Source organism: Comamonas sp. CAH-2, from assembly GCF_009668305.1.
Classification (GTDB): Bacteria; Pseudomonadota; Gammaproteobacteria; order Burkholderiales; family Burkholderiaceae_C; genus Comamonas; species Comamonas aquatica.
The window spans coordinates 1-5,093 of sequence record NZ_VSWF01000070.1 but is presented as its reverse complement, the minus strand read 5'-3'; the positions used below and the strand labels follow the sequence as shown (position 1 = coordinate 5,093).

The 5,093-nt window shown below is 68.1% G+C and carries 3 protein-coding genes; 2 read left to right on the top strand and 1 reads right to left on the bottom strand.

Translation table 11 applies throughout. From position 1 onward, the window contains the following. Positions 1-12: 12 nt before the first annotated feature. The gene (gene cobA / locus FYM52_RS18470; protein ID WP_154165141.1) at positions 13-819 is read left to right on the top strand and encodes a uroporphyrinogen-III C-methyltransferase; all 807 of its coding nucleotides are present in this window, start codon (positions 13-15) and stop codon (positions 817-819) included. Positions 820-1,181: 362 nt separating this feature from the next. On the opposite strand, the gene FYM52_RS18465 is transcribed toward cobA, so the two are convergent. After that, entirely contained in the window at positions 1,182-3,140 is a 1,959-nt protein-coding gene (locus FYM52_RS18465) for a PhoX family phosphatase (protein WP_043385826.1), read from the bottom strand. 240 nt (positions 3,141-3,380) lie between these two features. Here FYM52_RS18465 and FYM52_RS19075 point away from each other — a divergent pair. Next, the coding region (locus FYM52_RS19075) for a methyl-accepting chemotaxis protein (RefSeq protein WP_154165140.1) at positions 3,381-5,093 on the top strand (1,713 nt) is incomplete at its 3' end.

Sequence of the window (5,093 nt, the reverse complement as noted above, 5' to 3'; positions counted from 1 at the left end):
CGGAGCCCACGCATGAACAGCGCCCCCCTGTCCCCCACTGGCACTTGCACCCTGGTCGGTGCCGGCCCCGGCGATCCGGAGTTGCTGACCCTCAAGGCCCTGAAAGCCATCCAGACCGCGACCGTGCTGCTGGTGGATGACCTGGTGTCCCAGGCCATCGTGGACTTTGCCGCGCCCGACGCGCGCATCATCTATGTGGGCAAGCGCGGCGGCTGCAAGAGCACACCCCAGGCCTTCATCGAGAAGCTGATGGAAGCCGAAGTGCACAAGGGCGAGCGCGTGGTGCGCCTCAAGGGCGGTGACCCCTTCATCTTCGGCCGCGGCGGCGAAGAGGTGGAACACCTGCGCGCCGCCGGCATCGAGGTGCAGGTGATCAACGGCATCACCGCCGGCCTGGCGGGCCTGAGCAGCCTGGGCGCGCCGCTGACCCACCGCGACCACGCCCACGGCGTGGTGTTCATCACCGGCCACGCCAAGCCCGGCGATGCCGGCACGGACTGGCAGGCCCTGGCGGCCACGGCGACCGCAGCGCGGCTGACCCTGGTGATCTACATGGGCATCAGCTCGGCCGAGCAGATCACTGCCGGCCTGCAGGCCGGTGGCCTGCCCGCGCACACGCCCGCGGCCATCATCCAGCACGCCAGCCTGGCGCAGCAGCGCCACGCCATCACCACCCTGGGCGCGCTGCCCGCCACGCTGGCCGCGCAGCAACTGGGCAGCCCCAGCGTGCTGGTGATTGGCGATGTGGTGCGCGGCGTGGCCCAGTGGGCACGGCACAACCCGGCCCCAGAGGCCACGGCGCAGGCCCAGGCCAGCTGAACGCCCTGCGCGCCGGCGGACCCGCCGCCGTACGGGCCGCAGCCCGGAATGCCTTCGGATGCGCCCCAGCGCCGAGGCCCAGCCGGTCGGGCTGCACCCCTGGCGCCATTCGGGCCCGCGGCGGCCCTGCGGCTCAGACCCACCACCGCTCTTCATTTCAAAGCATTTGACGCTTGTTATGGCTGGCTTTCAGGCATCTATAAACCTGAAACCAGCGCTGCACTAGCGCTAAACACTCACTTTTTTATAGCTTCCACAGCGGCACTGTCCCAGCAACAAGGGCTGACACAGCCACCACTGTGTCAGCCCTTGCCATGCCCCCCGCCCGGACGGGCAGGACGCATGTCCCTGCGCGGCACGCGTCAGCTGCCGATCACGCCGCCATCGTCCTTGGTGATCACCACCGTGGCCGAGCGCGGAATGCTGTTGCCGCCATCGGGCCAGTGGCTGTCGCCCTCTTCACCCGGGTGCTGGATGTTGATGAACATGGTCTTGTGGTCCGGGGTGAAGGTGATGCCGGTCACCTCGCACTCCTTGGGGCCCACCAGGAAGCGGCGGATTTCCTTGGTCACGGGGTCGGCGCACAGCATCTGATTGTTGCCCTGGCCGGCGTAGTCCCCCTTGTTGCTGTACTTGCCGTCGGTCTGGATCCACAGGCGGCCATCACGGTCGAAGGCCAGGCCGTCGGGGCTGTTGAAGGTGTTGTCGGCCGTGATGTTGGCCGAACCCGAGCGCAGGTCCTTGCGGTCCGTGTGCACGGTGGGGTTGCCGGCCAGCACGAAGATGTCCCACTCGAAGGTGGTGGCCGCGGCGTCGCCCCCGGCTTCGCGCCAGCGCACGATCTGGCCGTAGACGTTCTTCTCGCGCGGATTGGCGTCGTCCACGGTCTTGCGGCCGCTGTTGTTGGTCAGGGTCACATAGACCTCGCCGGTGCGGGGGTGCACCGTCACCCACTCGGGGCGGTCCATCTTGGTGGCGCCCACCACATCGCCGGCCAAGCGGGCATGCACCAGCACGGCCGCCTGGTTGGCAAACTGGGCATCGGCGCGCAGCTGGGGGTTGGCCTGCTTGTCCAGCAGCAACCAGGCGCCGGTGCCGGCGAAGTCGCCCGTGGCGGCGCCCGCATCAAAGCGCGCCACGAACAGTTGGCCGTCGTCCAGCAGGCGGCTGGTGTCGCCGCCGGGCACGTACTTGTGGTTCGAGACGAACTTGTAGATGTAGTCGTTGGCCTGGTCGTCGCCCATGTAGATCACAGGACGGCCATCCTTGGTCAGGGCGAAGGCGGCGTTCTCGTGCTTGAAGCGGCCCAGCGCGGTGCGCTTTTGCGGGATGCTGCCGGGGTTGAAGGGGTCAATCTCGACGATCCAGCCAAAGCGGTGGGATTCGTTGGGCTCCTTCACATAGTCAAAGCGCGCCTCGTGCTTTTCCCACTGGAACAGGCTGCCCTTGGGCGACAGGCCGTAGCGCTTTTGCGCGGCGTTGCGGCGGTCTTCACCGGCGCTGGTGCCGAAGTAGTTGTTGAAGTTTTCCTCGCAGGTCAGGTAGGTGCCCCAGGGGGTGAAACCATTGCCGCAGTTGTTGAAGGTGCCTTGCGCGCGCGTGCCGCTGGCATCGCCCCGGGTCTTGAGCAAGGCATCGCCGGCGGCAGGACCGCTCATCTGCATGGCCGAATGCGCCGTGATGCGGCGGTTGTAGACGCTGCCCGGCACGATGTCCCACGCGCCCTTGGCGTTGCGCTTGAGGTGGATCACCGACACGCCGTGCGCGTTCATCGACTTGTGCACGTGGTCGCGGCCCCATTGCTTGGCCACGTCGCCGCCCTTGCGGCCAAACAGCCAGACGTAGGCGCCGGTCTTTTCATCCACCGTGCAGTACTCGTGGTTCATGACCAGCAGGCCTTCGTCGTTCTTGCCGTCCAGGGCGAAGAAGTGGATGCCGTCGTGGTTGTCGCCCACCTGCTGGGCCTGGGTGGCGGCGTCCTCGCTGCCATCGCCCTTGAACTTGGGGGCCCCGTCCAGCAGCGGCGTGCCCCAGGGGGCCAGCACCTTGGCGCTGTAGCCGGGCGCAATCTTGATGCTGTCGTCGGTCGAGATCGGAATGGCCTGGAAGCCGATCAGCGGCTGGCCGCCCTGGCTGCCCGATGTGGCGCAACCGACCAGCCCCCCGCCCAGACCCAGGAACATGGCCGCCGACAGGCCGGTGCCGGTGCGCAGAAAGCCACGGCGCGACACGGCGCTGGCCACCACGGTCTGGAATTCCGGGTTGGCGCTGAGGTTGGTGGGAACATCTTCGCTGTCGAGGGTGGCAGCTTGCAGATTCATGGTGGGCGTCCTTGAGGTCGTCGTGGGGGTTTCAAAAGCCCGGCCAGTGTCTGCAAACACTGTGTCAGCGACGTGACGGTTGCGCGGCATTTGCATGACAGCGCACCGCCGCGTTGTGCCACGGCCCCAAGGCTTGCAGGGCCCTGACAAACGGGCGCCGGCTGCGCGTTGGCCGCCATCCCAGCGCCCGAATCACAGCGCACAATGGCAGCACGCCCTCAACCACCGCGAGGTATTTCGATGCGCTTTGCAAATCTGAAAATTGGCACCAAGCTCGGCCTGGCGTTCGCGTCCATGCTGGCCCTGACCCTGCTGCTGGGCAGCGTGGCCCTGTGGCAGGTCGAGCGACTGAACCAGGCCCTCCACGGCATTAGCGAGAACGCCCTGCCCAGCGTGGCAGAGACCGGCAACATGCGGTCGCAATGGAACCGCTACCGCCGCCTGGAAAGCCACTTGCTCACGCCGCAGAGCGAATCGGCCGCCCAGACCCTGGATCAGCAGTCGCAGTCGGTGCTGGCCTCGATCGCCGAGTCGGAGCAGCGCTACAAGGCGCTGGAACAATCGGCACAAGAGCAGCAACTGCTGCAGGCCTACCAGCAGCAGCGGGACAGCTACCTGGCCGTGCACCAGCGCTTCACGGAGGCGGCGTTGGCCCTGCACCGCAGTGGCAACACCGACCCCGCCGCCCTGGTGCAGTTGCAGTCCATGTACACCCAGGAGGGCGAACCCGCGTTTGCCGCGCTGGCCGAGACAGTGGGCAAACTGTCGAGCATCAACCAGAACAATGCCGAGGCGCTGCGCACGGACAGCGCCACGGTCAAGACCTCGGCCATGTGGTGGGTGCTGGGCAGCATGGCCAGCAGCGCCGCCCTGGCGCTGCTGTTCGCGGTGCTGGTCACACGCTCGCTGTCCCGCCCGGCCCACCAGGCGATGCAGGCCGCCACGCAGATTGCGGCCGGGGATCTGACCCACCCCATCCAGGCCCTCAGCAGCGATGAGATGGGCACCCTGATGGCCACCATGGAGCAGATGCGCCACAGCCTGAGCACGGTGGTGCAGCGCGTGCGCAGCAACGCCGAGTCGGTGGCCACCGCCAGCGAAGAGATTTCGAGCGGCACCACGGACCTGTCCTCGCGCACCGAAGAGCAGGCCAGCGCCCTGGAAGAGACCGCCGCCTCGATGGAGCAGCTCTCGTCCACCGTGCGCCAGAACGCCGACAGCGCCCTGCAGGCCAACCAGCTGGCCCTGAGCGCCTCGCAAGTTGCCCAGCAAGGCGGCGAGGTGGTCGGCGAGGTGGTGGAAAGCATGCGCAGCATCACCGAAAGCAGCCACAAGATTGCCGACATCATCGGGGTCATCGACGGCATTGCCTTCCAGACCAACATCCTGGCGCTGAACGCCGCTGTCGAGGCCGCGCGCGCCGGCGAGCAAGGGCGCGGCTTTGCCGTGGTCGCGGCCGAGGTGCGCAGCCTGGCCGGCCGCTCGGCCGAGGCGGCCAAGGAAATCAAGCAACTGATCCACAGCAGCGTCTCGCGCGTGGAAGCCGGCAGTGCACTGGTGGAGCGCGCCGGCCACACCATGTCCGAGGTGGTCGGCGCCATCCGCCGCGTGACCGACCTGGTCGGCGAGATCAGCGCCGCCAGCACCGAGCAGAGCCAGGGCGTGGCCCAGGTCGGCGAGGCCATCACCCAGATGGACACCACCACCCAGCAGAATGCGGCCCTGGTCGAGGAAAGCGCGGCCGCCGCCGACAGCCTGAAGCGCCAGGCCCAGGAACTGGTGCAGGCCGTCTCGCACTTCAAGACCCAGGGTGGCGCTGCACCGGCGGCTGCCCCTGTCCGGGCCACCATGCCGGGCACTGCAGCGCCCGTGGCTACGACCGCCCCCCGCACGGCGATGGCGGCACCGCGCAGCCCCGCCACAGGCGCGGCGCGCACACCGTCGGCCCCCACC